Source organism: Arthrobacter sp. NPDC055585 (assembly GCF_053619115.1).
This window is the reverse complement of record NZ_JBSHIT010000003.1, coordinates 225,731-248,140: the sequence shown is the minus strand read 5'-3', so window position 1 is coordinate 248,140 and position 22,410 is coordinate 225,731. Positions and strand designations below refer to the sequence as shown.

21 protein-coding genes are annotated in these 22,410 nt (G+C 63.9%); 9 read left to right on the top strand and 12 right to left on the bottom strand.

What is annotated here, in order from left to right; translation table 11 throughout:
• Positions 1–3: 3 nt before the first annotated feature.
• Both ACWGQ2_RS07430 and ACWGQ2_RS07425 read right to left on the bottom strand, forming a co-directional pair.
• Positions 4–816, bottom strand: a complete 813-nt coding sequence (locus ACWGQ2_RS07430) for a lysophospholipid acyltransferase family protein (protein WP_452015824.1) — start codon at positions 814–816, stop codon at positions 4–6.
• Positions 817–918: 102 nt separating this feature from the next.
• A complete protein-coding gene (locus tag ACWGQ2_RS07425; protein WP_452015822.1) occupies positions 919–1,761 on the bottom strand; it encodes a class I SAM-dependent methyltransferase in 843 nt (280 codons plus the stop codon).
• Between the two features lie 133 nt (positions 1,762–1,894).
• Between ACWGQ2_RS07425 and ACWGQ2_RS07420 the strand changes: the two genes are divergently transcribed.
• Positions 1,895–2,848, top strand: a complete 954-nt coding sequence (locus tag ACWGQ2_RS07420) for an alpha/beta fold hydrolase (RefSeq protein ID WP_452015821.1) — start codon at positions 1,895–1,897, stop codon at positions 2,846–2,848.
• Here the strand turns inward: ACWGQ2_RS07420 and ACWGQ2_RS07415 are convergent.
• The 4 genes from ACWGQ2_RS07415 to ACWGQ2_RS07400 form a co-directional block, all read right to left on the bottom strand.
• Positions 2,815–3,597, bottom strand: a complete 783-nt coding sequence (locus tag ACWGQ2_RS07415; RefSeq protein ID WP_452015819.1) for a glycosyltransferase family A protein — start codon at positions 3,595–3,597, stop codon at positions 2,815–2,817. The two genes, ACWGQ2_RS07420 and ACWGQ2_RS07415, sit on opposite strands and share 34 nt — an antisense overlap.
• Positions 3,598–3,727: 130 nt before the next feature.
• Positions 3,728–4,351, bottom strand: a complete 624-nt coding sequence (locus ACWGQ2_RS07410) for a malonic semialdehyde reductase (RefSeq protein ID WP_452015817.1) — start codon at positions 4,349–4,351, stop codon at positions 3,728–3,730.
• Between the two features lie 93 nt (positions 4,352–4,444).
• A complete protein-coding gene (gene ligD / locus ACWGQ2_RS07405) occupies positions 4,445–5,476 on the bottom strand; it encodes a non-homologous end-joining DNA ligase (protein WP_452015815.1) in 1,032 nt (343 codons plus the stop codon).
• 91 nt (positions 5,477–5,567) lie between these two features.
• Positions 5,568–6,848 (bottom strand): MFS transporter, encoded by a 1,281-nt coding sequence (locus ACWGQ2_RS07400; protein ID WP_452015813.1) that lies wholly within the window; start codon positions 6,846–6,848, stop codon positions 5,568–5,570.
• A gap of 228 nt (positions 6,849–7,076) precedes the next feature.
• On the opposite strand from ACWGQ2_RS07400, the gene ACWGQ2_RS07395 reads away from it, so the two are divergent.
• Positions 7,077–7,493 carry a VOC family protein gene (locus ACWGQ2_RS07395; RefSeq protein ID WP_452015811.1) on the top strand — a complete coding sequence of 139 codons (417 nt, stop codon included), beginning with the start codon at positions 7,077–7,079 and terminating at the stop codon, positions 7,491–7,493.
• 158 nt (positions 7,494–7,651) lie between these two features.
• Here the strand turns inward: ACWGQ2_RS07395 and ACWGQ2_RS07390 are convergent, their stop codons facing one another.
• A complete protein-coding gene (locus ACWGQ2_RS07390; protein WP_452015809.1) occupies positions 7,652–8,080 on the bottom strand; it encodes a hypothetical protein in 429 nt (142 codons plus the stop codon).
• A 356-nt stretch (positions 8,081–8,436) separates the two neighbouring features.
• Between ACWGQ2_RS07390 and ACWGQ2_RS07385 the strand changes: the two genes are divergently transcribed.
• The 7 genes from ACWGQ2_RS07385 (at position 8,437) to ACWGQ2_RS07355 (ending at position 15,840) form a co-directional block, all read left to right on the top strand.
• Entirely contained in the window at positions 8,437–8,847 is a 411-nt protein-coding gene (locus ACWGQ2_RS07385; protein WP_452015807.1) for a DUF302 domain-containing protein, read from the top strand.
• A 114-nt stretch (positions 8,848–8,961) separates the two neighbouring features.
• Positions 8,962–9,582 (top strand): L-threonylcarbamoyladenylate synthase, encoded by a 621-nt coding sequence (locus tag ACWGQ2_RS07380; RefSeq protein ID WP_452015805.1) that lies wholly within the window; start codon positions 8,962–8,964, stop codon positions 9,580–9,582.
• Between the two features lie 145 nt (positions 9,583–9,727).
• Positions 9,728–12,010 (top strand): alkaline phosphatase, encoded by a 2,283-nt coding sequence (locus ACWGQ2_RS07375; RefSeq protein WP_452015803.1) that lies wholly within the window; start codon positions 9,728–9,730, stop codon positions 12,008–12,010.
• Positions 12,011–12,137: 127 nt separating this feature from the next.
• On the top strand, positions 12,138–12,791 hold the full coding sequence (locus tag ACWGQ2_RS07370; RefSeq protein ID WP_452015801.1) for a hypothetical protein: 654 nt from the start codon (positions 12,138–12,140) through the stop codon (positions 12,789–12,791).
• Positions 12,792–13,239: 448 nt separating this feature from the next.
• Entirely contained in the window at positions 13,240–13,566 is a 327-nt protein-coding gene (locus ACWGQ2_RS07365) for a hypothetical protein (RefSeq protein ID WP_452015799.1), read from the top strand.
• Between the two features lie 27 nt (positions 13,567–13,593).
• Complete coding sequence (locus ACWGQ2_RS07360; RefSeq protein ID WP_452015797.1) at positions 13,594–15,168, top strand: DUF222 domain-containing protein; 1,575 nt, start codon at positions 13,594–13,596, stop codon at positions 15,166–15,168.
• Positions 15,169–15,582: 414 nt separating this feature from the next.
• Positions 15,583–15,840, top strand: coding sequence for a metal-sensitive transcriptional regulator (locus ACWGQ2_RS07355; protein WP_452015795.1), 258 nt, complete (start codon positions 15,583–15,585; stop codon positions 15,838–15,840).
• A 134-nt stretch (positions 15,841–15,974) separates the two neighbouring features.
• Here ACWGQ2_RS07355 and ACWGQ2_RS07350 read toward each other — a convergent pair whose 3' ends face one another.
• From ACWGQ2_RS07350 to ACWGQ2_RS07330, 5 genes are all read right to left on the bottom strand, one after another.
• Complete coding sequence (locus ACWGQ2_RS07350; RefSeq protein WP_452015792.1) at positions 15,975–18,152, bottom strand: glycerophosphodiester phosphodiesterase family protein; 2,178 nt, start codon at positions 18,150–18,152, stop codon at positions 15,975–15,977.
• 65 nt (positions 18,153–18,217) lie between these two features.
• Positions 18,218–19,078 carry an oxygenase MpaB family protein gene (locus ACWGQ2_RS07345; RefSeq protein WP_452015790.1) on the bottom strand — a complete coding sequence of 287 codons (861 nt, stop codon included), beginning with the start codon at positions 19,076–19,078 and terminating at the stop codon, positions 18,218–18,220.
• 156 nt (positions 19,079–19,234) lie between these two features.
• Positions 19,235–19,930, bottom strand: coding sequence for a potassium channel family protein (locus tag ACWGQ2_RS07340; protein WP_452015788.1), 696 nt, complete (start codon positions 19,928–19,930; stop codon positions 19,235–19,237).
• Positions 19,923–21,278 (bottom strand): TrkH family potassium uptake protein, encoded by a 1,356-nt coding sequence (locus ACWGQ2_RS07335; RefSeq protein ID WP_452015786.1) that lies wholly within the window; start codon positions 21,276–21,278, stop codon positions 19,923–19,925. Before ACWGQ2_RS07335 ends, ACWGQ2_RS07340 begins: the two co-directional genes overlap by 8 nt.
• A 98-nt stretch (positions 21,279–21,376) precedes the next feature.
• Positions 21,377–22,375, bottom strand: coding sequence for a LysR family transcriptional regulator (locus ACWGQ2_RS07330; protein ID WP_452016076.1), 999 nt, complete (start codon positions 22,373–22,375; stop codon positions 21,377–21,379).
• Between the last annotated feature and the right edge of the window lie 35 nt (positions 22,376–22,410).

The window sequence follows — 22,410 nt, the reverse complement described above, 5'->3', positions numbered from 1 at the left end:
GCCCTAGCCCGTGATCTTGTACTTGGCGCGGTCCGCTTCGTCCAGGACCACCTGCTCTTCGGGAGTCATGGCAGATCCGCCGCGGCTCACCGGCATCCACCAGGCGCTGTCGGGTGCCTTTTCGGGGTAGGTGTCAATGCACTCGTCAATCCCGGCCTGCAGGATCTCCTGCAGCCGCTGAGTCTCCTCGGTAACTGAGGCATCCGGACTAATCTTCAGCGGTTCGCCAATGTGGATGCGGACCGGGGTCTTCCAAACTGCCTTCAGGCTCAGGCCGTGTCCGCGGGTGAGCATCCGGTGTCCGCCCCAGACCGAGACCGGGATGATCGGCACGCCGGCCTCGGCCGCCATGCGCACAGCCCCGGTCTTTAGCGTCCGCACCGTGAAGCTGCGGCTCACGCCGGCTTCGGGCAGCACCGCAAGGTAATCACCCTTGTGCAGCTTCTCCACCGATTCCGTGTACGCGGCTGCGCCGTTTGAGCGGTCAACCACCACATGCTCACACCAGTCGCAGACGGCAGCGACGAACTTCTTGCGGGCTGCCTTCTTGGTCACCAGGAAGCGCATATGTACCTTCAGCTGTTTCCACAGGAGGTATTCGGCGAACACAAAGTCCAGGTAGCCAAAATGCGTGACAGCCACTACGGCACCCTTGCCGGGCTCCACTTTGCGGTTCAGTCCCCTGACCAGCCCGTCCTGGGGCAGGTGCTCAAGTCCGGAGGGAATTACCTTCACCCGGAACAGCTTCACCGCCGCCACTCCGGCGAACACAATGGAGCGGTAAACGTACTTGTTGGGCCGGCGTTTCGGGGGCACAGTCGACTCCTTGGCTGGGAACGGGACAGCAATGGCAGTTTATCCCCTGCTCCGGGCAGCTAGGAAAACCATCGCGGAAGCCGCGACCGCGGCTGCAGGCGGCTAACCGGCTGCGGTTCCCCGCACCAGCAGGTACTCCCAGTCCATCTCGATGCCGTTCGCGGTGCTGCGTGCATGGCGTTCAGCCAGGGAAGACAGCTCCCGGTCCAGGGCTGCACTGCGCTCAATGTCGTCCCCCAGACCGCTGTAGACCCCGACCACAGGTCCGAAGTTCTCCTTGAAGAATTCCCTGAAGTGCTCCGGGTTCTCGAATCTGTCCACCGTGACCATCTGCTTCCGGCTCCGCCAGTCTTCCAGCGCCCCGGATTCAAACAGTCCGGCCACGTAATCTTCCCTCCCCCACATCGGCGGCCCCGGAACGGCAGCCTGCGGCGGCTGGTAGTCACGCATAATGGCGATCAGCTCTCCAATGAACCCTTCGGGGGTCCAGTTCAGCAGGGCTATTGTGCCCCCGGGACGGCAGACCCGCAGGAGTTCCGCCGCTGCCTGCCGGTGGTCCGGAGCGAACATCACCCCTACACATGACATCACGGCGTCGAATGTGCCGTCCTGGAACGGCAGGTCCTCGGCATCGCCCTGAATCCACTCCAGTTCCGCGCCCTGGTCTCCGGCAATACCCCGGCCTGCCTCAAGCAGCTCCGGTGTCAGGTCCAGGGCAACCACCCGGGCGCCGGCCAGCGCTGCGGGGATGGAGGCGTTTCCGGTTCCTGCAGCTACGTCAAGGACGTAATCCCCGGGGCCGATTCCGGCCTCGGCTGCCAGGACCGCACCCAGTTCGGGCACCACTTCTCCGGCTACGCTCTTATAGTCGCCCAGCGCCCACATCCGGCGGTGCCGGTCCTTGAGCTCCCGGGCCGGATCGAAGCGGGGCTGGGGTGTTTCCATGACTGGTTCTCCTGTACCGGGCTGTCCGGGCCGGACGTTGAAAGTCCGTTCCGGCAATTCTGATCTCGCCGCTGCGGGCTGTAAAGGCGTGCGAACACCTTCGACGCGGCACCTGCGCTGGCTATCGTTAGGTATGGCCCTTCCGGATGGTGAGGCTCCAAAGGCGTCCGACGCCGCTGCCTACGGCACTGCCGTCCCGCCGGCAGCCGAACTTGATTCCCAGCTGGGTTCCATTGACTGGTCGGTTCTGCCCCCGGGTGCAGTCCGGCTTGGTCTGGACGCCCCCAGCGGAAAACTCGCCGCGTCTGCCATGGGTGAGCCGGGCCGGACGCCGGTCCTGCTGGTTCCCGGAGTTATGGGATCAAAGGAGGACTTCTCGCTGCTGATGCCGCTGCTGGCTGCGCAGGGTTACTACGTGCTGTCCTACGACCTTTCCGGCCAGTATGAATCCGCCGCTGCAGGGCCGGAGAACCTCATCCCGCCCCGTCAGCACTACGACTATGACCTCTTTGTGGAGGATCTGCTCTCGGTACTGGACCTGCTAGGTGAGCCGGCGCATGTCCTGGGGTATTCCTTTGCCGGTGTAGTTGCCGGGCTGGCGCTGCTGCGCCGTCCGGACAGGTTCCGTACTCTGACCCTGATGAGTGCGCCTCCGGAACCGGGGCTGGCTTTCCGTTCCGTCAGGATCCTCGGCCCGTTCTCCCCGCTGGTTTCCGGCCCGGTGAGCGCGGACCTGATTGTCTGGGGTGTGAAACGGAACTTCGCCCGGGTGCCGCCGTCCAGAATGGATTTTGTGCGCAGGCGCTTCGGGTACACCCGCAGGCAGTCCATCCGGGACATCATCACGCTGATGCGGAACGTGCCGGACGTCCGTCCCCAGCTGGCCGCCCAGCCGTTGCCGAAGCTTGTGGCGGTTGGCGAACACGATGTATGGCCCAACCGTGTCCATGCCGGGTTTGCGCGGGCTATCAAGGGCCGGCTGGCCGTGTACCGCGGCGGACACAGTCCCTGCGAGACCGCGCCCAACCAACTGGCCCGCGATCTGCTGGCCCTCTACGCGGATGCGGCTCCGCCCGCCGCACCGTAGGCACCCCCGGGCCGGTGTTCTGCCTGCCACTGCCGCCGCAGCCTTCGTCGCTCCAGGGGACCCTGCTGGCGGAAGTCGGTGGCGAAAGTGGTCCAGGCCATGGACAGCCGCCGGCCCAGCCCGGACCAGCTCTCAAGCGGGCGGGCGGAAACCCCCACACGCAGTGAGTCCACCCAGAGGACGTCCATGTCCGGTGCCACCTGCCAGCTCAGATCAAGGTCGTCGTGGATCCGGGAACTGGAGCGGTGCACCCCCTCGCGCATGCGTTTCCACATGGATGCCGGGAGGGCGAAGTTGGAACCGAAGATGGGCGGGTGGCCCATCAGCAGGTTCATTGACCAGCGGTAGCCGGCTATGTAGAGGTGTTCTGCGATCCACCGGGTGTACCGGTTTCCGCCGTAGAAGTTCCCGGGACCGGTAACCACGGTGAGGGGGCCGGCTGCTTCCGCAAGGGCTTCGATCCGTTCGAGCCAGTCGGGCGGCGGCACCGAATCGGCGTCCAGCCTGGCCAGCAGCTCGCAGCCCGCGGCGTCCAGTCCGCAAGCCGTCGCGGCGGCGACTCCTGGAAGGGACTCAGCTACTCGGCGGACCCCGGCAGCCTCACAGACCGCCGCTGTGTTGTCGGTGGAATCGTTGTCCACGACCACGATTTCCTCTGGCGCCCGGGTCTGCTGTGCCAGTGCGGCCAGGCACTTCTCGAGGAACGCGCCGTCGTTCCGTGCGGGTATCACTACTGAGATGGTTGCCATATCCCCTGCTCTCCGGCCTATGCAATCGTCCCACCGGGCACGCCGGGGGCGGAAGGCGGGCAGGGCGGGCAAGGCTTCCGGGCAGCAAAAAGGGCCGGCGGCTGCCGGCCCTTTCCAGTTGTATCCGCGCTTAGAGCGTGACGGTCACTTCGTCGTAGTCGTAGCGGGGCAGGCGGTCGAACCAGGGGTTCTCGCCCGGCTTGCCCACGTTGATGACCATAAAGGTGCGGCGGTTGCTGCCGGCGTGGAACTCGGCGTCGATTCCGGCGGCGTCGAACGCGCCCATCGGACCGGCTGCGAGGCCGACGGAACGGACGGCCATGATGAAGTACGCGGCCTGCATGTGGGCGTTGTTGTTGCCCATGATGCTGCGCAGTTCGGCATTGCCGTCGAACATGGCCTTGCGGTCTGCAGCATGCGGGAAGAAGGTCGGGAAGCCTTCATGCCATTCGGTGTCGAAGCTGAGCACGGCCACCGCCGGGGCGGACGCGGTCTTGGCCTGGTTTCCCTCGGCCATGTGCTTCACCAGGCGTTCGCGTGCTTCCGGGGAGTTCACCCAGGTGATGCGCATCGGCTGGATGTTCATTGACGTCGGACCCATCTTGGTCAGTTCATAGATGGCCCGCATCTGCTCCTCGGTCACCGGTTCGGAGCTGAACGTGTTGGCGGTGCGCGCTTCCAGGAAGAGGGTGTCGAGGGCTTCGCTGTCCACGACGAACTGATCCTGGCTGGTCTGGGTGGTGCTGTTGCTCATGGAGACACTTTCTGGTTGGCGAAGTTACCAGTGGTTGTTAACACCGCCGCCGGCATTACGCTTCCCGGAAAGCACCGTGATGATCCTCACACTTCAATCCTCAGGCAGGTCCATTTTCCTCCTGCTCGGCTGCACCCGCGGCGGTTCGCCGGGCATCTTCGGGTAATCCGGCGGGAAGGGCAGCTCGCCCAAGCCGTTGTCCAGATCCCGCTGCCACCACTGCAGCAGCGTGTCGATGCTGCCCTGCCGGTCCCCGAATCCGGCCCACGGATCCCCGGACTCCGCCAGCCGGTCCGGAACTGTTACCACCGTAAAGTTCCGGGGATCAACGCTTTCCAGCTCCTCCCAGGTGATGGGAGTGGAGACGGGTGCATGCGGCAGCGCGCGCGGGCTGTAGGCACCGGCCATGGTCCGGTCCCGGTTGGCCTGGTTAAAGTCCACGAACACCTTCTCGCCGCGCTCCTCTTTCCACCATGACGTGGTTACCTCATCCGGCATCCGGCGCTCCAGCTCGCGGGCAGCGGCAATGACGGCGTGCCGGACATCCTGGAATTCGCGCACCGGCTCAATCGGGGCGAAAACATGCAGTCCCCGATTGCCCGAGGTTTTGATGAAGGCCTCCAGCCCTGCTTCGGCCAGCACTTCGCGCAGGGCAACCGCAGCGGGGACGGCGTCGTCGAAATCTGTGCCGGGCTGGGGGTCCAGGTCAATACGCAGCTGGTCCGGGTTGTCCGGGTCCCCTGCCAGAGAGGGCCAGGGGTGGAACACCACGGTGTTCATCTGCACAGCCCAGACCGCTGCCGCCGGTTCGTCGATGACCAGCTGTGGATGGGAACGGGCACTTGGATAAACCACCATCACGTCCCGGACATAATCCGGGGCGCCTTTGGGCGGGTTCTTGGAGAAGAACTGTTCCCCGTCGATGCCGCCGGGAAAACGCTGGAGGGACAGCGGCCGGTTGCCGTTTGCTGCGGTGAAGGCCCCGCCCACAGCCACCATGTAGTTGGCCAGGTCCAGTTTGGTGAAGCCGGATTCCGGCCACAGCACGCGGTCCGGACTGGAGATTCGAACCTCGCGGACACCGTGGGGTCCGGGCACTGAAAGGGTGGTTGCTTTGGCCGCCATGCTTGGCAGGCTACCTGCTGCAAGTCCCCGTGTCAGCGTTGCCCGTAGGGCCGTTCCCGCCCCGGCCGGCGGTTGTCCACCCCTGACGGGCTCAGGCAGCGGCCCTGCGGCTGGTAAACCGTCCATGGACAAAGTGGTAAAGGACCATCGCGGCCGCCACAACGGCCGTAAGGACCGCATACATGCCGGAGAACCCCGTGAGCGGGATAAGCAGGCCCAGCAGGAAGGGGCCCAGGCCAATGCCGGCGTCGAGGATCAGGAAGAAGGTGGATGTGGCGATTCCGATCCGGTGGTCCGGAGCCACGGTGACGGCAATCGCCTGGGCTGTGGGCATCAGGGCTCCAAAGCCCATCCCCACAAAGGCTCCGGCGAGGGCCAGCACAGTGGTATTCGGTGCCCAGGCCAGCAGTCCAAGTCCGACGGCAAACGAGGCCAGGATGGGATACACGACGGCGTTGTCCCCGCGGGTGTCCTGGAGCCGGCCGACGATGAAACGGGAGACGAACACAATCCCGGCGTAGATCAGGAAGAATGCCGACGCCGCGGCCACCATGTCCTTTTCCTGGGCGTAGGAGTTCAGGAAGGTGAGGACCCCGGAGTACGCCACGCCCGCCACGAGCATCACCGAAGCGATCGCTGCTGCACGGGGTTCGAAGAAATCACCCGGGCGCATGCGCCACTTCGCAGCAGTCTCGGCAGCGGTAAGCGTTCGTTCCGGAAGCTTGAGCGCCAGTGCAATAAGCAGCGACGCGGCAGCACACACCGTCGTGACCATATACAGCACGTCGTAGCTGGTGCGGTCCACCAGCAGAACTGCCAGGAAGGGTCCGACGGCGGTGGCCAGGGTGTTCGAGATGGAGAAGTACCCCGTTCCTTCCCCGCGGCGCCCCGCGGGAATCAGCCCCATTACGGAGGCGGAAATTGCTGTACTGGCCAGGCCAAACGCGGCACCATGCAGCACCCGGATGGTAATGAGGACCCCGAGGCTGCCCGCCGGAATGTAGAACAGGGCCGCCACGGTGTAGAGGAGCAGCCCAATCAGCAGCATCCTTCGCCGGCCGACGAAGTCGAGGAACTTACCGGCGAAAAGCCTTGCCGCCAGGGCCCCGAGGACAAACGAGCCTGCGGTCAGCCCGGCTGCCGTATCGGATGCTCCGAACCGTTCCACCGCGTAGAGGGCCATGGATGTCATCAGCAGGTAAAAGACCAGGGAGATGAAAAAGTTGACCGCGATGGCCAGGCTGAAGGCCCTGGTCCACAACCGGCGGACACCTGTGCCGCCCGGGTCCCGGCTCCCGGCCCCGGGCAGTTTTTCGCTGCCAGCCCGTTCTACCCTGTCCGGCAGATCCTTGTTTTCGCCCTCTTGCGGCACCGTGCGCTCCGTATTCCGTTTCAGTCCCTCAATTAGGTTGCCTAACCCAACTACCCAACGCTACGCCGGTTTCAGGGGGTGAACAGAAAGGTTTGCAGCGCAGAAAACCCGCCAGGCCGCGGAAGCGCAGGGCGAATCCGGGCACCCCCTTCCACGCCGGTGTGGCCAAGTGCATACTTTTTCACACACCGGCTCACGCCGGCCCCAAACACCTTGAGAGGACCTTCCATGGCCAGCCAGATGAATCCCTACCTGAGTTTCCGCGACAATGCAGCCGAAGCCATGGCCTTCTACCAGGACGTTTTCGGCGGAACCCTGGAGAGCTCCACCTTCGGGGAGATGCACGCCAGCGAAGATCCGTCCGAGGCGGACAAGATCATGCATTCCGCCCTGACCACGGACAAGGGTTTTGTCCTGATGGCCTCGGACACTCCCAACAGCATGAACCTGGATGAGGGCAGCAGCTATTCCATCTCGCTGAGCGGCGACGACGGTGAAGATCTGCGCGGATACTGGGACAAGCTGCTCGACGGCGGGCAGATGACCTTGCCGCTGGAGCGGGCACCCTGGGGCGATGTTTTCGGAATGCTGACTGACCGGTTCGGAACGAGCTGGATGATCAGCATCGAAGACGGCGGTTCCTAGGCTCCGGCAGCCCTCAGGGAGGCGAAGAGAACGAGCACACCGATGCCGTTTGCGCTCTGCGCCGAGGGGGCACGGGATCCCAATCATGGCGCCGAGGCAGAGCAGGGCGGCCCTGCCAGGGCCCGGCGGGCCTCCGCTGGGCCCACCCTCCGGCTGCGTCAGCCCGGGCTCAAGCAGTTCCTTCTGGTCTCGACGGCGTTCCGCAGGGCCAGGGCCGCAACGGCTCCGCCGATGGCCGAATACAGCGTTTCCAGTGGCCGGAACTCGATGACTCCGGTTTCCCAGACCTCCAGGCCGACCAGTGCTGTGCCTGCTGCTCCGGAGACCAGCGGAGCGGCGGGGTGCCGCAGGAGCTGCAGAGTGCCGGCGATCAGGTAGCCGCCCCCGCACCCTGCAGCCAGCAGTAGTCCGGGAACACGCCAGCTGCTGAACGGTGTGCGCCGGAGTACCCAAGGGCCGGAGTGGAGGAAGGATCCGCCGGGCCGGACTACGAGCAGGATCCCGGAGACGAGAGCGGCGGCGCCGGTGCTGAATTCAAGTCCCATGAGCAGCTTCTCGGCCCGTGTGTAGGGTTCGGATTCCTGCATGTTAAGCCCCTGTTTGTTCTGCGCTTGGTCTGTAACTGGTCTGTTCTGCTACTGATGGGCGCCGCCTGACCTGTTCCGTGTCTGGCATGTTCGGTACCGGTTCGGTCGCCGCCTGGTTGGTCCGCCGGCACTGTCCCCGCCCCGCGTTCCGCACCGCTTGCGCCGCCTGGGCCTACCGGCAGTATCCAGCGTGCCGCCGTCGTCGTCCATCCCTCCCCACTCACGGCATTGCCGCCGGTCATTCCGAGTTGCTCCCGGTTGCCCGCGGGACCTGTTTTTGGCCCCTGCCGCGGTCCTATGCTGGCTGTGGAGCCGCCGGGTAACCGGCCGGCGGCCAGAGCCGAGAGGGCTGTCCCATGGAAAACACCTACACCGTTGCTGTGCGGGCCCCGTTCAAGGAAGCCGTTCGCCTGACCAAGGAGTCCCTCGCCGCCCATGGGTTCGACATCATGAGCGACTCAGACTTCGCAGCCCAGTTGGGCACGGATGCGCCGGACTGGATGCTCAACTACCGGATCCTGGGAACCTGTAACACCGAGCTGGCTGGCGAGGCTATGGAGCTGGACCGGGCAATCGGCGTCGCGGTCCCCTGCAACGTTGTTATCCGTGAAGATCCCGGTGGCACCGTCTCAGTGGTGGAGGCGCTGAACCCGGAGTCGCTGGTGGATCTGGCCGGCCAGACGGAACTGGCACAGGTGGTTTCCCGGACATCCGACGGGCTGCAGGCTGCAATGCATACCCTGAGCCAGTCCACCGGTTCGGTTTAAGCGTTCCCCGGCGGTCCGGGCCGCGGCGGCGGGACGGACCCGGTTGGCGGACCTGCCGGCATGGACCCGTTCCGTTTCGGGCAGCTGGCAGGGCAGTACGCGTAAGCTCAGCACATGGCCAGATACTTCGATGTTCACCCGGATAATCCCCAGCCCCGCACCATTTCCCAGATCACTGCAGTGCTCCGGGACGGCGGGCTGATCGCCTACCCTACAGACTCCTGCTACGCCCTGGGCGCCCAGATCGGCAACCGCGAGGCGCTGGACCGGATCCGCGCTATCCGGGAACTGGATTCCAAGCACCACTTCACGCTCATGTGCCGAGACTTTGCCCAGCTGGGCCAATTCGTCCAGGTCAACAATGACGTCTTCCGGGAGATCAAAGCGGTGACCCCGGGCAGTTATACGTTCATCCTGCCTGCAACCAAGGAAGTGCCCCGCCGCCTGCTGCACCCGAAGAAGAAGACCGTTGGGGTGCGGATACCGGACAACAAGGTAGTGCTGGCCCTGCTTGAGGACCTCGGTGAGCCCATACTCTCCAGCACGCTGCTTCTGCCCGGGCAGGAAGAAGCCCTTACTGAGGGGTGGGAGATCCAGGACCTCCTTGGAAATCAGCTGGATGCAGTGGTGGATGCGGGATACTGCGGACCGGATCCGACTACCGTCATCGACTATTCCAGCGGTGTCGCGGAAGTCGTCAGGCACGGAACCGGAGACCCGTCCCGGTTCGAATAGCGCACAGGCGTTCCGCCGTCATGAGCACGCGCGGGCGCATTCGGGCTTCCGCTGTTGACACTGGCTCAGGCGTGCCGAAAGGGTGAACCCACTTGATTGGGGGGAATGCGTCACCACTCGCGCACTCTGAGACGGGAATCCACAAATGAACAAGGGAAAACTGACAGTAACGACGGCGATACTGGGCGGACTGATCCTCTCCGGCTGCAGCGGCGGGGCCGGTTTGGCCGACGGTCCACCGGACGCGGCAGCAGAACCGGCATCGCTGGAGCAGGCCGGGAACAAGAAGGATCACGGTCCCAAAAAACCGAGGCCCGACCAACCGCAGGGAGCCAGGAACATTATCCTGATGGTCGGTGACGGCATGGGCACAGCCCAGCGCAACGCCATCCGACTCTCCCATGTGGGCCTCACCGGCGAACTGGTGATGGACTCGCTCCCCGAGCTGGGGCTGGTGCACACCAATTCAGCGGATCCGGAAACCTTCGTGACCGACTCCGCAGCGGCCGCCACCACCATGTCCACCGGAGTGAAGACCTACAACGGGGCTATCGGCGTCGACCTCAACGGGGTTCCGGTGCCAACGGCACTTGAGATCGCGGCGGCCCTTGGCAAATCCACCGGGCTGGTAACCACTGCCCAGGTCACGGACGCGACGCCGGCAGCATTCGGCTCGCACGTGGCAGACCGCGGGGAACAGAGCGAAATCGCGAGGCAGTTCCTTGAATCCAGCCGGCCGGACCTGATTCTGGGCGGAGGGGAAGACCACTGGTATCCCGTGGGCAATCCAGGCAAGTATCCGGATAATCCACCGGAGGATCCCGCAGAGGAAAGTACCGGACCAGTCAACCTGGTGGAGCAGGCACAGGCTGACGGTTACGAGTACGTCTGGGATGAAGCGGGACTCCTGCAGGCCCAGGGACCCAAGGTTCTGGGGCTCTTCGCCAACGAGGAGATGTTCCAGTACGGGGACGACGTCGAGGAAATCTACGAACCGAACGTTCCGCTGACCACCATGACGCAGAAGGCCCTTGAGCTCCTCTCCTCCCCTGCCTCGCAGGCGCGTCACGGCGGCGGCTCTGAGGGTGAAGGGTTTTTCCTCCTTGTGGAGGACGAGGGCATCGACTCGATGGCCCACGTCAACAACGCCGAGCTGACCATCAAGGCCGGCATCGCGTTTGAGGAATCCGTAGCAGTGGCCCGCGACTTCGCTGAAGCTGACGGGAACACGCTGCTGATCGTTGTCGGGGACCACCAGACCGGCGGCATGACCATCGAAGCGTTCAATGACGCGGAGGATGAGTCCGGCGACGGAATCTCCGCTGAGGACGGCCCGCTCCCGGTAGCCAATTCAGACCAGGTCTTTTCCGTGGACTGGACTACGGAGGGCCACACTGCCCTGGACGTACCATTGACGGCCATGGGACCGGGTTCGGAGAAACTGGGCGGGTTCTACGAGGACACGCACATTTTCGACGTGATGGTTGAGCAGATGCGGACGGGGGTGAAGCGGAACGGACTGGATCTGCAGTCCCACCGTGGCGGCCGCGGGGAGTACACGGAGGAATCCCTTGCCGCTTTCCGGCATTCCCTGGAGCTTGGGGTTAGCACGCTGGAACTGGACACCCACCTGAGTGAGGACGGCGCCGTCGTCGTCTGGCACGACGACGTTATTCTTGGCACCAAATGCCGGGATACCGAACCGGCGACTGCCAACGATCCTGACTTCCCCTACGTTGGCGACCGGGTTGCCGCGCTCACCCTGGCGCAGTTGAAGACCCTCGACTGCGGATTCACTCAGCTGCCGGGATATCCCGAGCAGCAGGTTGTGGAGGGAAACAGGATTGCCGAGCTGAAGGATGTGTTTGCTCTGGCCCGTGAGCTGAGGGCACGGCAGGTGGGTTTTAATATCGAGACCAAGGTCGAAGACGGCAGGGCCGGCGGTCCGGGTATGGAAGCTCTGACCCGCGCCGTTGTCCGTGAAGTTCGGCGGTCCGGCATGGCGGACCGTGTGACCATCCAGTCCTTCGACTGGTCGGCGCTGAATCTGGTGGGCCGTCTGGCTCCGCGGCTGGACCGTGTGGCGCTTGTTGATGTGCCGGCCACCCTGGAGATCGGCCAGCCTGGTGCTGCTCTGATCCTGGGCGGAATCGACATTGACGATTACGACGGGTCTGCAGTGAAGGCTGCAGCGGCCCAGGGGTATGACGTGATCTCTCCGATCTACACCTCCGTGACCCGGCAGATGGTTGCAGATGCGAAGGAAGCCGGACTGAAAGTCGTTCCGTGGACGGTAAACGAGCCGGCGACGATGAACTACCTCATCGATCTTGGTGTTGACGGCATCATCACGGACTATCCCACCCGGCTGCGGCTCGTTATGGAGCAGCGCGGCATACCGCTCCCCCGGGCTTACGGGGGTTCGTAACAGTTCCTGTGATTAGCGTCTGACAACGACGGCGCCTCCCGCGCCTTGCGGAGGGCGCCGTCGTCGTTGTGTGTGGCGCCTTACTAGACTTGAGGGCGACCCGTCCGCACCACCGAAGAAGTTTTGAATGTCCCGAGGGAAGCATCATCCGCCGCGTCCGAAGCCTGCCAACAGTGAAGATTTCCTGATAGCTGCGGATTTGAAGAAGGAGCGCGGCTGGACCGAAACGCAAATCAAAACGTTCTTGCCGGAGCCTGACCGTACTGCCCGGAATCCGTTCTCGCGTAAAGCAGCCCCGATGAAGCTCTATTCCCGGGAACGTGTTGAAGCCGTCGAAGCTACCGGGGAATTCCAGAAGGCGCGTGAGGCATCCCGCAAGCGCCAGCTTGCTGCCCGGGAGCGTGCTCTCACCAAAAAGAAAGAAGCCGTTGCTGCCGCCCAGGCGCTGGAGCTGCGTATTGTTCCTGAACCTTGGGGTGAGGTTCAGCAGAAAGCTCTGGATCACTACAATTCCCGTTTGAGGCGCAGCCAGTCTCCTGCCGGACCCCGGACTTCCCAGGCGCGGCGTGACCGGATGACGGTGAATTACCTTCGGCACAAACAGACTTCCTATGAGGAGGAGCTGAAGGAATTCAAAGGTGTTGTCGGTGTTGGTGAAGCATATTTGATTGTGCGGAATCGGATTCTTGATTTGATTGCCGAAACCTATCCGCCGCTGCGTGCCGAGTGTGAACGGCAGAAGTTCGATGCGCCCGGCCTGCCTGACGGGGTTGTGCTTTAGGGCTCTGCAGGCGGGTCTGGAGGTCGGGTTGGGGCGGGGCTTCGTAATGCTGGCTTGGCGTGGCCGGGTCGGGGGGACGGCTGGGACTGGTCGTCGGAGACGCTGTTAGCGGCGGCCTACTGGGTCCAGCTCTCGTGGGCCCACATTGCGCGATTCGGGGACTTGCCTGTCCGTAACCTGCCGTCTATGCCGTTCCACTCTGATGTCCAGCTCAGTGAGTCACATTGCTGTCTGTCGGCATCCCTTCGCTAAGGCCTCCGCTGCCGTCCATCCTGGGCCCAATACCTTGCGCCGTGCACATTCGAGTTCAGCGATTGGAGCGACAACTCGACGCCAGTAATCCATAGCGCCCTTGGCAAAAAAATTGAGTATTTGACCGGTAGTTGGTGGTCCCGAAAAGGGCTGATTTTGGCCCGGAAATGTCAGTGGCGGCTGAAAGAGTTGGGGTATGAACCGCTCCTCGGAGACACCGTTTTCCCGGTCACGTGACCGGGAACGGAGCGCCGTGTTCTGCGCCGATCCTGCGCTGGCCGATGAGACTCCGGTAGAGACTCTGCCGGTGGGGTTCGCTGGCAGGTTGTCGTTCGGTGGTGCCGAGTCTCTGGGCTATCAGGAGACTGTTTCCGCTTTGCAGCGCCTTGGCATGCTGATCTCCTGGGCGCAGGCACAGCAGGCACATGTTGCAGCTCGCTTGGAGGTGCTTTTTGCCCGGGACATTGCCGATGCATCGGGCCGTGAAGAACCTGCCCTTGCCCTGAGTCTCGCGGCTGCTTAAGCGTCAACTGTCCTGAACATTCCGCACATGACGGCGATGCAGCTGATCAGTGAATCCTCCCGGTTGTGTGCTGATGCTCCGGAGACCCTTACCCGCTTGGCTGAGGGAAAGATCGGTCTGCAGCATGCCCGGATCATCCTCGAAGAGACCCACAACCTCCCCACGGAGGTCCTTGAGGTTCCGGATACGGAAGTGCGCGACGATGGCCGGGCTGAGGCAGGCACCGCCGAAAAGCACTCTGCCGGGGATCCGGGTCAGCTGGATCTCGGGCTCGGGGAACCAGGCACAGCAGTCGGAGCCGACGGCGGGAACGGCACCGAAGCAGGAACCGATGGCGGCACGAACAATCCGGGCACCGGAAATGCAACCACGGACGAGTCCAACCCACCTGCCGATGCCGGGGCGCTCAGTGTTCGTGGCGCGTTCGAGCGTGATCTGCTCACGGAGGCGGAGGGCAGGACTGCTGCGGGGTTTGGCCGCCGTGCCCGGAGGCTTCGGGAGTCGCGGTTTCCGGATCTGATTCCGGTTCGTCACCGGCAGGCGAAAGACAAACGCAGAGTGATGTTCCAACCATTGCCCGATGGTATGTCCTGCCTCAGCGCGATCATCGCTGCTGAAAAGGGGCAGGCCATGTTCGCTGCCCTCACCGGTGCCGCGAAGGCCGGCAAACGTACCGGAGATCCACGGACAATGGACCAGCTCCGTGCCGACACCCTCACCGCACTCCTCCAAGGCGAACCAGAGGACACCGAGACTCCCACCGATCTAAGCACTCGTACCGAGTCAGAGATCGAGACTCCCCCGGGGTCTGGGTCCCGCGCCGGGAGTCCTGCAGAACGCAAAGCCGACACCGCTACCGGGCCCCGCTCGAACAAGCGTCCGCGGCGGGCGGAACGGCACCGCAACCGGAATCAAAACCGTTCGAAGGTCCGCACTGAAGCTATGGTCCTGATCAACGCTGACACCCTCGCCGGCATCGACGAGAACCCCGCTGAACTCAACGGCTACGGCCCCATCAGCGCCGAGACAGCACGGGCCATGATCCTCGAGGCCCTGCACTGGACACCTCTGCTCCAAGACCCCGCCACCGGTGAAATCCTGAACGTCGGACGCACCCGCCGCATCCCGGCAGGGCTCAAACGCTGGCTCCAAGCACGGGACGGAACCTGCAGATTCCCCGGCTGCTCAGTAACCGTCACCCACGCGGAGATCGACCACACCAAACCCTTCTCCCACGGCGGACCAACCGATCATTCGAACCTGGAACACCTCTGTCCCAAACACCACCGGTTCAAAACCCTCGGACATTGGAAAGCACGCCAACCAGAGGCCGGAACCATCGAATGGGACTCACCCACCGGCCGGACTTACAGAACAGAATCAGCCTTGGATTTCACAACCCAGGAGACCACGGTCCGCCTCCAAAATGGTGCGCGATCTGGCTCCGTGGCCGAAGGCCGATACAGTTCCGTTTCCGGTTCCGATACCAATCGCTGGTATGGACTCGGAAGCGGCGATACCAAGGACGGCTCAGCAGGAACGGCCACCACCGAACGCGCCCAGGGTTCCGGCAGGCCAGACGATGAGCCCCCACCCTTCTGATCTTCCGAAACGATTCGGCGGGGACTACCGGGCCCGATGCACGGCATCAAACCACGCCAGGACCGAGAGCTGCAGCTTCCCTCTGGTTACCGGCCGAACAGCTTCGCCAGCCAGCCCGCGCTCTCCGCTTTCGGAGCAGGTGCATTGCGGTCACAAGTGCAGCGGTCTGACTTCGGAATGTTTCGCATGACGTCCTGTACATGGTTTCCGCAACCAGCCCAGGTCGACTTGCCACAGCTACGGCACTTTACGGCACGGCACATGATTTTCTCCTCGTATGGATTCCTCTGCCGAACCTTTGTGCGGCAGCGAATCCACTATCGCGCATACCCCCTGGGGTATGCAAATTACCCGCCGGGGTATAGCATTGAGGGAATCGTGCCGGCATCGGCACACCGCCGCACAGGAGAAACCATGCAGCTCGACAGCGAAGACACAACCCCGATCATCAACCGCCTCAAGCGCGCCCAGGGACAACTGGCAGCGGTCACTCGCATGCTCGAAGAAGGACGGGACTGCAAGGACATCGTCACGCAGCTCTCTGCAGTGTCCAAGGCAATTGACCGGGCAGGATTCGCCATTATCGCTTCCGGACTCGAACAGTGCCTCACAAGCGACGACCCGAGCCTGGACCGCAAAGAGATGGAAAAGCTCTTTATGTCCCTCGCATAGGGGGAATTGCGACGGCGGGGGGCTCGGTAAGGCCAGTCGATCCCCGCCGGCCCCGCCTCGCCCCTCGGCGGACCCCTCCCTGCGGCGGACCCGGTCCCGCCCCACCACCCAGCCCGCGCCGGAGCCCACCCCAGCTAAAAGATCACCACAAACCGCATCAGCGCGTCATAGAGCTTCGAACTCATGAGCTCATCCGGGCCCATGGCCTGACGGTCCTGCAGGGCCAGATCCGGATGATCAGTAATGATTCCGTCAACGTTGTCGCGGAGCATGTTACGTATGGCATCAGAACCATTCACAGTCCACACATAGACGTCCTTGCCGTTCGCCCACGCAGACTCACGAACCGCATCCGTATATGAAGCTTCCTCCACAACGATGAAATCCGCCGTAGTCTCTGGGGCCGCAACACCAGCCACAGCAAGAGTCAGACCCACATATAGCTCAGGCCGCAGACGCTTAAGCTCTTCGGCTTTCTCCTGACTGAGTGAGTGATAGATGTTCTCGTGGAGCGCATCCAGCCCTTCAAGCTCAGCAACAAGACGCTCGACGTAGTCGTCCGTTTCACCGCCGTGCAGCTTCAGCTCAATCAACAGGGGCTCACTGGCCTCCTGGGCAGCAAGGATGTACTCCCGGAGCGAGGGAATCGAATCAGTATGGCCAAACTGGTCGTGCACAGTCAGCGAAGTCAGCTCCGCAAGGGTGAGATCAGCAACAGCAGCATTCCGGCCGGCCAGACGCTGCAGGGACGCGTCATGCATCACCACGAATTCGCCGTCGGACGTCTGCATAACATCCATCTCCACAAGATCAGCACCCGCCTCTGAAGCAGCACGCAAACCTGAAATCGTATTCTCGACTCCCCCGCCGCTAAACCCTCGGTGGCCCAGAACCAGAGACTGGGGAACCTCCCGCAGTCCGTCCATGACGGGAAGGTTCAGCACACCGAGTATCAGGGCAGGTACGACGACGGCGCCCGCCACGGCTGCCCGTGTCCTGTTCAGCTTCCGCCGGCTGCCGCGGAGGCTGTCCTCGAGCCTGCTGCTGCCTTCGCCAGAACCATCCACGCGCGCAACAGCGGGCTTTGGTTCGACCCAGGTGCGGACCGCGCCAACACCGGGGCGCACAGCCGCCTCCACAGCAGTACCAGTGGCCGGCGCAGCATCTGTGCCGACGGAACCCTCATCGCCAAGGCCGCCGGAAGCGGGCGTCCCGGCTGCACCTCCGGAACCAGCAGGTTGGGTGGCATCCGCGTTCCAGCGCGGCTGCACCTCCGGTGGAAGAAGGGGCATGCTGCGTTCAGTCAGTTCAAGGAGCATTCCCGCAACAAAAAGAACAAAGCCACCCGCAATGACCACACCGGCAACCTGGGCAGCACCAAGGCTGAATGCCGCTACTCCGGCAGCCGCGCCGGGCAGCAGCAGATCCGCACCCAGCGTAGGAAGCAGCGCAAGCACCACCAGACAGGCTCCGGCAAACAGTCCTGTGGCAGCAGCCGCAGCACCGGCCACCAGAAGCGCCGGGGTAGTTTGGCCGGTAACCCGCCAGCTCAGCCGCATAGCTTTGCCGCCGGGAACTCCGCACACAGCAAACAACGGCACCGCGAGGGAGCAGCGCAGCGCCACGGTGCCCACCACAACAAGGAAGACGACGTAGACCAGCGTCCCCTGGGTGGACTTCAGCATCTCCCCGGAAACGAAATTGGGGATTGAAACCGCGTGGGTGAGGACCGAGAAGAAACCTGCCTGCGTCAGGGGTACGGCCAGGAACAGGTATGCGCCCAAGGGCAGGAACCCTGGACGCGCCAGACGCCGGACTACCGGGCGAAGACGGACAATCAGCGCTGCGGGTCGAAGGCTTCCGCCGGCACGGACCTGGGAAGCTGCAAGCACTAGAAAGCTCAGCTGCAGGGAGACGGTGAGCAGTGCAAGCACACTCAGACCCACAACCCACGCCAGTGACACCCGGTTGGCAAGCATCTCCGAAATCCACGCTGAATTCACGGCGTGGACCCCGGTGGAGGACAGGGCCTGGGTAAACATCCAATGGATCAGCGGGCTTACCAGAAGCAGCGGCAGGGCCTGGCTGACTGCGTACACGGCAAGCAGCCGCCAGCTGCCCTTTTTCAGCAGATCCCACCCGGCACGGATAAGACCGGGAACCAGGGAACGGAAGCCCAGGGCCGCAGGCAGCGGCGTTCTCCCCGCGGGCTTCCCGGCCTTGCTCCCATCAGGTTTGCCGGCCCGCTTCGGCCGCCGGCCCGCTGGAACGTTTTCACCCCGCCGGTCAGCGGCCCGGAGACTACCGGGCATGCGCACGGCTCCCGGAGCACGCACACGCACGAGCACGGCTCCCGATACTGCGCAGAAACAGGAACCTATTTACCGGCACGGTTGCGGACTTTCCGGTATGGGTGGGTATCAACCTTCGTCGTGAGGTCGGTGATGACATCCTCGTAGGAGCGGTTGCGCCGGGCTGCGGCCATCATGCCCTTGGTGGTCTTCGCCGCACTGCGCAGATTCATCGGACGGCCCGCCACACCGTAGAGCAGCAGGGCCCAGTCCGGAAGCAGGGAGAGAATGCCGTCCTGGATAACAATGCCCGTCCAGACCTTGACCGGGTTGCCCCGCAGGGACGGCTGGCGGATCGCCTGGCTAACCTCCGCGGCGGGCAGGCAGAGCGCCAGCCAGTGCCGCTGTTCGTCAATGTACTTCTCCAGGTCCGCGTAGGTAGCCGGAAGCCGCGACGGTTCGATCCCCACCAGCTCCGCCGCAACGTGCTGCTCCACAACAAACTGGTCCTGTTCCTGGACGGTGAGTTTAGGCCCGAATGCATCGGCAGCGCGCAGAACGGCAAACACCAGGGTGTTGTGGGTCCAATCCATCCATTCAGTAGTCTCGGCGCGCAGCGTCTCTCCCGTCACCGGATCCTGCCAGTTCGCATGCTTGTGCATTCCGCGCACAGAGCGTGCGGCGGCGTCAGCGTGTGCCTTGTCTCCGAAGATCGTGGTGTCGATGTATTGTCCCGTACGTTCTCCGCGGGCCACCGGATCCTGGCCGGCTGCACTGACTGCGGTGAACAGCCGCATCATGCTGGGATTCAGAGCCTGGAGCAGGAGCGCGGCAATCCCGCCCAGTTTCGACGACGCATCCGAGTACAACCTCCAGCTGATGCTCTCCGGGCCGAAGTATCCATAATCCTGCCGGGGCTGGTCAGTAGGCCGGTCACTCTGTTTCACAATGGCTCCTCATGCAAACGGAACCGGCCCTTGGTGACCGGTCAAACTTGGACTCAATCCAATTTGCGTTGAGTATATAACCCGCATCACATCCGGTGCGTCATGATTGCGACACATGGGTGCCGTTACACAGACCTAGGGAAAGGACACGGGACGCTACTGCCGGCTGAAAGCCTCGGCTTTCTTCGTAGGCCCCGCCACCAGCAGTTCGTCACCCTCCTGGATCATCAGGTCGGGCTCCGCGAACTGCCACTCGCCGTCGGACTTGCGGACGGCAACAATGACGACGCCGTACCGCCGCCTCGCCTGAGCCTCGTAGATGGTGGAGCCGGTCAAAAACTGCCGCGGCGAAGTCTCGATGACAGCAAAGTTGTCGCCCAGCGGGATGTAGTCCAGCAGACTCCCCTTTACCAGATGGGCGACCCGGCGGCCCATATCCTTTTCCGGGAAGATGACGTGCTGAACGCCCAGCTGCTGCAGGACCGTTCCGTGCGCTTCGCTGACGGCTTCCGCCCAGATCTGCGGCACGCCGAACCGCAGCAGAAGGGAGACAATGAGGATGCTGGCGCCGATATCCTGCCCGATGGCCACCACAACCCGGTTGAATTCAGGGATGGAGAGCTGCCGCAGAACATCCTCCTGCGTGGCATCGGCCATCACCAGGTAGGTCAGCCGCCCGTCCAGGCTCTGCACCACGTGCTGTTCCCCGTCGACCCCCAGCACGTCGACGCCACTGGCCATAAGTTCCAGGGCCAGCGACTGTCCGAACCGTCCCAGGCCAATCACCGCGACGGCGTCGGACTCACTGATCCGTGCCGATTCCCTGCCGGAAAAAAGACTGAGCTTAGCCAATGATCGGCCTTTCCTCGGGAAGCCTGTACTTCAGTCTGCGCTCCTGCAGCGCCAGCGCGGAAGCCAGCAGGATAGGGCCAAGCCTGCCTGTGAACATCAGTACCACCAGGATCAGCTCTCCAGCTACGGGCAGCGCCGAAGATACTCCGGTGGACAGCCCGACCGTGCCAAACGCAGAGACAGTTTCGAACAGCAGGCGGTCCATGGAGTACTCCGTCATGGCCATCAGTGCTGCAGTTGATACTCCGATGAGCCCGGCAGCAACGAGCCCCACCACGAGTGCCTGCCGCGCGGTGTAGGCGGGGAGCATCTTGCCCATCGCCGTCACCTCCGGGTTGCCGCGGGCTTCGGCAAAGACGGCGAAAACCAGCACCGCGAAGGTCGTCACCTTGATGCCGCCACCGGTACCGGCCGGAGCTGCACCGATGAACATGAGGGCGTCCATGCCCAACCAGGACAGCGCATCCATCTGCGCTACGTCAATCGAGCTGAATCCGGCCGTCCGCGTCTGGACGGACATAAAGAACGCGGCGAGGAACCGTTCGGGGCCGGAGAGAGCTCCCAGGGTCTGCGGATTGTTCCACTCGCACAGAGCAATAAACAGGGTTCCGGCGGGCAGCAGGATCAGGGTCCCCCACACGACCAGGCGGGTGTTGATGGACCAGTGGATCGGCTTACGCCAGGCCCGGCGGAGCTGGACAAGCACGGGGAACCCCAGCCCTCCGATGATCACTGCCGCTGACACGGGAAGGCACACCAGCGGATCGGAAGCGTAGCCTTCAAAGTTGCGGGGAAAGAGCGAAAAGCCGGCGTTGTTGAATGCCGAGACGGCATGGAAAACGCCCAGCCACACGGCTTCCCCCGGGTCCTTCCCGTAACCCAGCCAAAACCGCAGGGCCAGGAGGAGGGCCACCACTGCCTCAGTGAGGAGGGAAATCCGTACGACGCCGCTGATCACCCGGGGCGTTTCGTTCAGCTCCTGGCTCCGGTTCTCGGCAATCGCCTGCAGCCGTGACCGGAAGCTGAACCGGCCAATGACGGCCAGGCCCACAATGGAGGCGAACGTCATGACTCCCAGCCCGCCGATTTGGATCAGCACCAGGATGACCACATGTCCGAAGGTGGACCAGTACACATGGGTTTCCACCACGGAGAGTCCGGTCACGCACAGGGCTGAGACCGCGGTGAACAAGGCATCCGTGAAGGAAGCGCTGCCGGGAACGGCGTCCGAGGCAGGCAGCATCAGCAGTCCCGTTCCGCAGAGGGCCGCGGCTACGAAACCGAGGAAGACCACCTGTGAAGGACGCGAGACCCGCCCGCGGCGTCCCGGCCCGGCACGCTCAGGCACACATCGACAGTACGCCTGGACGGCGTCCCCGGTCACCGCTGCGGCGCCGGAACGGCCGGTGCCGCGCTGATCCGCCGCAACCGCCGGCGACGAAGCGCTTAACGCGGCCCGGGAGCACCCTTTACGGACCGGGCCGCCGGATTGCTCCACAGCGCCACGTGGACCCTCGTGCCGCGCCGGACCAGACCCCGGGGGCCGGCGGCAGCCATCATGGCCTCCGTCGCTTCGGCACTGGCCGCAAACCGCTGCAGATAGAGTGCATCCGGCGCCGCCCGTGCGCCCGCAAGGGTGGTGGCCCACCACAGCCCGGTCAGCGGTGTCCCCGGAAACGGAACCTGCACCAGTTCTGCTGCTTCCAGCTCGCGCCGGACCACGTGTGCCACCGCCAGCATGATGCCCTCCCCCGCACGAACGGCAGCCAGACCGGCTGCTTCACTGTCCAGCTGTACCAGCTCCGGCATCACGGGAAGCCGGGCCATCCACCGCTGTTCCTCTCCCGTTGCTTCGGAGAGCGGACCGGTGAACCAGCGCTGTGCAAGAACGGCGGCTGTATGCCGCCCCGGCCGCAGCGTGGCGACGGGATGGTCCGGAACCGCCACCAGGACCCGGTGGTAGCGCAGGAAGGGCAGCGCCTGCAATCCTGAGCCGCCCGCCGGACGCGCACCCAGGGCGATGTCATAGGCACGTTCGGCCAGCAGGGCACCGGCATCAGAAGCGGAGTCGACGACGACGCGCGGCGCAGGACCCGGTACACGCCGGGCAAAGGCCTCGAGCAACCGTCCGGCAGCATGTTCGGCGAAGGCGGGCGTAGCCAGGACCCGCAGCTCGTCGCCGGCCCGGGAAGCAAGGGCAACTTCCCGACGGGACTGCTCCACCAGGCCGACGATCTCCTGGGCGTATGCCGCAAGCGCACGGCCGCCTGCAGTGAGCGCGATGCCGCTGCCGGACCGGACCACCAGGGCATCACCGAGGTCACTTCGCAGAGAGGCAAGCGCTCCGGACACCGCCGGCTCGCTGACTCCGAGCTCTTTCGCCGCCTCGCGGACCGAACCCAGACGCGCCACCAGCGCAAACGTCCGCAACTGGCTCAGCGTCATCGGCACGGCATCATAACCTTTCGCTTAGGTGGATA

Excerpts from the sequence above, each read along its gene's own strand:
- ACWGQ2_RS07425 (WP_452015822.1), bottom strand. The coding sequence starts at position 1,761 with ATGGAAACACCCCAGCCCCGCTTCGATCCGGCCCGGGAGCTCAAGGAC.
- ACWGQ2_RS07420 (WP_452015821.1), top strand. The coding sequence starts at position 1,895 with ATGGCCCTTCCGGATGGTGAGGCTCCAAAGGCGTCCGACGCCGCTGCC.
- ACWGQ2_RS07415 (WP_452015819.1), bottom strand. The coding sequence starts at position 3,597 with ATGGCAACCATCTCAGTAGTGATACCCGCACGGAACGACGGCGCGTTC.
- ACWGQ2_RS07410 (WP_452015817.1), bottom strand. The coding sequence starts at position 4,351 with ATGAGCAACAGCACCACCCAGACCAGCCAGGATCAGTTCGTCGTGGAC.
- ligD (WP_452015815.1), bottom strand. The coding sequence starts at position 5,476 with ATGGCGGCCAAAGCAACCACCCTTTCAGTGCCCGGACCCCACGGTGTC.
- ACWGQ2_RS07395 (WP_452015811.1), top strand. The coding sequence starts at position 7,077 with ATGGCCAGCCAGATGAATCCCTACCTGAGTTTCCGCGACAATGCAGCC.
- ACWGQ2_RS07390 (WP_452015809.1), bottom strand. The coding sequence starts at position 8,080 with ATGCAGGAATCCGAACCCTACACACGGGCCGAGAAGCTGCTCATGGGA.
- ACWGQ2_RS07385 (WP_452015807.1), top strand. The coding sequence starts at position 8,437 with ATGGAAAACACCTACACCGTTGCTGTGCGGGCCCCGTTCAAGGAAGCC.
- ACWGQ2_RS07380 (WP_452015805.1), top strand. The coding sequence starts at position 8,962 with ATGGCCAGATACTTCGATGTTCACCCGGATAATCCCCAGCCCCGCACC.
- ACWGQ2_RS07375 (WP_452015803.1), top strand. The coding sequence starts at position 9,728 with ATGAACAAGGGAAAACTGACAGTAACGACGGCGATACTGGGCGGACTG.
- ACWGQ2_RS07370 (WP_452015801.1), top strand. The coding sequence starts at position 12,138 with ATGTCCCGAGGGAAGCATCATCCGCCGCGTCCGAAGCCTGCCAACAGT.
- ACWGQ2_RS07365 (WP_452015799.1), top strand. The coding sequence starts at position 13,240 with ATGAACCGCTCCTCGGAGACACCGTTTTCCCGGTCACGTGACCGGGAA.
- ACWGQ2_RS07360 (WP_452015797.1), top strand. The coding sequence starts at position 13,594 with ATGACGGCGATGCAGCTGATCAGTGAATCCTCCCGGTTGTGTGCTGAT.
- ACWGQ2_RS07355 (WP_452015795.1), top strand. The coding sequence starts at position 15,583 with ATGCAGCTCGACAGCGAAGACACAACCCCGATCATCAACCGCCTCAAG.
- ACWGQ2_RS07350 (WP_452015792.1), bottom strand. The coding sequence starts at position 18,152 with ATGCCCGGTAGTCTCCGGGCCGCTGACCGGCGGGGTGAAAACGTTCCA.
- ACWGQ2_RS07330 (WP_452016076.1), bottom strand. The coding sequence starts at position 22,375 with ATGACGCTGAGCCAGTTGCGGACGTTTGCGCTGGTGGCGCGTCTGGGT.